This window comes from Burkholderia sp. COPS (assembly GCF_019425585.1).
GTDB lineage: Bacteria > Pseudomonadota > Gammaproteobacteria > Burkholderiales > Burkholderiaceae > Burkholderia > Burkholderia cepacia.
Genome location: NZ_WIXR01000100.1, coordinates 1,524 through 2,735 on the forward strand (window position 1 = coordinate 1,524; position 1,212 = coordinate 2,735).

General features: G+C 64.9%; 1 protein-coding gene and 1 pseudogene (1 of these 2 cut by a window edge). Both read right to left on the reverse strand.

Features of this window, described 5'->3' with window-relative positions; translation table 11 throughout:
* Positions 1-349 precede the first annotated feature (349 nt).
* On the reverse strand, positions 350-562 hold the full coding sequence (locus FOZ70_RS37710) for a hypothetical protein (protein WP_006497261.1): 213 nt from the start codon (positions 560-562) through the stop codon (positions 350-352).
* Positions 563-944: 382 nt separating this feature from the next.
* Positions 945-1,212: pseudogene (locus FOZ70_RS37715) on the reverse strand (hypothetical protein); it runs 90 nt beyond the window's last position.

A 1,212-nucleotide genomic window follows, 5' to 3' on the forward strand; every position in this document is an offset into this window, starting at 1 on the left:
GTCGCCGCGTTCGTCGAGGGCGCTCCGACGCATGTCGTGTGATGCGCAGCCGCGGGGATCGTTTCGACGGCTCTACGAGAAAAGCCCCGCTCGATTGCTCGAAGCGGGGCTTTGGATCGGGAGTTGCTTACGCCAGTGACCCGGCACGTAGCGGGTTTGTGCATCGGGTTCATGCATCCGCCCTGTCTTGCAGCGGGTTTCTGAATGCCTGATGAGCGCTACGTCAGGGAACTCGGGCCGCCGATGCTGCAGGGCCGGTCTGACGCTGGTCGGGCCGCGCACTGGAACTCGCCGGCTTTGGCTGCGGTGCACCACCCGGCGCGCTGATCCCGACCCGAATGCGCGCGTTTCAGTAAGCGGACATCTCGACGCAAGGATCGACCTTGGACGGCGAGCAGATGACCGAATACTTGGCGCTCTCGCGCATCAGCGCTTCGCCTTCGTGCAGCGCGATCTTGATCTCGGGATGACGCTCGTACGCGAGGAATGCCGAGCACACGACCGCGGACATCACGACGAGGGAAAACACAAATTTTTCAAGGGTTTGGAAACGTTCAGGCATGGTTCGACCTATCACTTAGGCCGTGATTATATCTCGAAATAAGGGTTTTCCCTATAAGTCGGCCCGCATACCGAGGATGCATTCGGTCGCGCGCGGACACGATGCTCGCGCCCTTTTTCCCTGCTGGTCCGCGCCTGAGTGTCGATCGAACAGGATGGGTCGACCGGGTGCGGGGTTCGCGCCGTATTGGCGCTGCCGGCAACCTGTCCGGCCACCAGCCCGGTCGCGGTGCGCCAGCCCCGGTGCATCTGGCGATGCGCTTGCGGGCAATCGGTCGGTGGCGTGAAGTGGGCGGAAGGCACGGCGTTCGGGCGCGACAGGCCGCGTATTACCGGAGGGAAACGCCCTGCCCGTCGCCCTCGCAGGTCACCGCGTCACCATGTCACTGCGGTGCCGACGCGCCGCTTGCCGCGTTGCCGGGCCATGCCTTGCCGATCTGGTCGACCAGCGATTTCGCGGTGCCCGTCACGATCGCCGCGTCGACGCCGGACGTCTGCCACGAGCCGTCGGCGGCCTTCAGGAAGGTCAGGTTCGCGCGCGACGGCTTGTAGTCGGTATTGCGCCACGTGACCACGACGTCGCACGAGTAGGTGCGATCGCCGACCTTCTTGCAGTCGCCGTCGGGCTTCGCCGACACGACATCGGCCGAG